The 1606-nt window shown below is 62.6% G+C and carries 3 protein-coding genes; all 3 read left to right on the top strand.

Annotated features, from left to right (window positions below; genetic code table 11):
- A partial coding sequence (locus WA989_RS04275; RefSeq protein ID WP_424339273.1) for a flagellar hook-basal body protein occupies window positions 1–523 on the top strand: 523 nt, incomplete at its 5' end.
- Window positions 524–526: 3 nt separating this feature from the next.
- On the top strand, window positions 527–931 hold the full coding sequence (gene flgA / locus WA989_RS04270; protein WP_424339272.1) for a flagellar basal body P-ring formation chaperone FlgA: 405 nt from the start codon (window positions 527–529) through the stop codon (window positions 929–931).
- Window positions 928–1606 (top strand): flagellar basal body L-ring protein FlgH (locus WA989_RS04265; RefSeq protein WP_424339271.1); only part of this gene is annotated, 679 nt, incomplete at its 3' end. The genes flgA and WA989_RS04265, both read left to right, overlap by 4 nt.

The following is a 1606-nucleotide window of genomic DNA, read 5'->3' as shown; positions in this document are numbered from 1 at the left end:
GACAGGGTCTGAGCTCGATCTTGCCATCGACGGGACCGGTTTCCTGGAGGTCACGCTTCCTTCCGGGGAGTCTGCCTATACGCGCGACGGCAATCTCAACCGCAGCGCTGATGGGCAGCTCGTCACCAAGGATGGCTATGAGCTGACAGACGGGATTGTCATCCCGGAGGATGCGCGCAGCGTCTCGATCAGCCCTGATGGCGAAGTCGTTGCCTATTTCGACAATGAGGCCGCCGGCCAGCCCATCGGCACGATCTCGCTCGTCCGCTTCGTGAACGAAAAAGGCCTCGAGGCGATGGGCGACAACATGTTCCGCGAAACCGAAGCCTCAGGCGCGCCGAACCGGCTCGTCCCCGCCACTGAAGGGGTCGGGCAGCTGCGACAGGGGTATCTCGAGGAGTCCGGCGTCGATGTTGTGCAGGAGATCTCCGAGCTGATCGAAGCCCAGCGTGGCTATGAGCTCAATTCCAAGGTCATCACCGCGGCCGACGAAATGCTCGCCGCAACGACACGGGTGCGCTAGGCCATGGCTCTTGTTTCATCCCTTGTTTCAGGCCTCGTGCTCGCTCTTGCCGGCACGCAGGCTGTTGTCGCGACGGACGTTATCCGGGCCGGCGATATCGTCCTTCCGGAAATGGTCGCTGCAGAAGATGGCGGTGTTATCGCTGACAGCCCGGTCCTCGGCCGCGAAGTGCGCCGGACGGTCTATGTCGGCCAGACAATATCCATGAAGGACACCCAGGCCCCACGGCTTGTGACGCGCAATCAGCTCGTCACCGTCAAATACATCCGGGGCGGTCTCGAGATCACGACGACAGGTCGCGCCATGGGGGAAGGGGCGGAGAACGACTCCGTCACCGTCCTCAATCTCAAATCCCGCAAAATGGTCAATGGCACCGTCCAGGCCGAAGGATGGGTGCTCGCACAATGAAAACGCTTATTTCCACCTCCCTGATCGCGCTCGGCCTTACGGCCTGCGCCTCTGCCCCTGACCAGCAGGTCGCAGCGATGCCGCAACCGCCACAGCTCGTACCTGTCGCAACCGAAGTGCAGACCACAGCGCCCGCGAGCGAGACCAACTCGCTCTGGACCACGTCGGCCAATTCCCTGCTCAGCATGCGCCGCGCCAAGGCCGTCGGCGACCTGCTGACCGTCATCGTCGAGATGGACGACCGCGCCAGCATGCAGAACTCGCTGTCGCGCAATCGCGGGACGAATGCAGACTTCAATGTCAACGCGCTTTTTGGTCTGCCTGAATGGGCCAATGGCGTGCTGCCAGGCGGCGCCACCGTCTCGCCCGGCATCGATTACAGCCGGAATCAGGCGCTGAGCGGCAATGGCGCGATCAACCGCGCAGAGAAGGTCACCTTCACGCTCGCCGCCCGCGTCATCGGGCTCGAGCCGAACGGCAATCTGATCATACAGGGCTATCAGCAGACCCGTGTCAGCAACGAAGTCCGTGTGCTGACCGTGCAGGGTGTGATCCGCTCGCAGGACATCACCCGCACCAATATGGTCACCTATGACAAGATCGCAGATGCCCAGCTTGCCTATGTCAGCTCAGGCGAAGCGACAGCGGCGGTCGAAAGCGGGCGCGTGCCCAAGC

The sequence above is a fragment of the Henriciella sp. genome, from assembly GCF_049649345.1.
Lineage (GTDB): Bacteria > Pseudomonadota > Alphaproteobacteria > Caulobacterales > Hyphomonadaceae > Henriciella.
Note: the sequence above shows the minus strand (reverse complement) of the source record. Positions and strands in the feature narration are given on the sequence as shown.

Excerpts from the sequence above, each read along its gene's own strand:
- flgA (WP_424339272.1), top strand. The coding sequence starts at position 527 with ATGGCTCTTGTTTCATCCCTTGTTTCAGGCCTCGTGCTCGCTCTTGCC.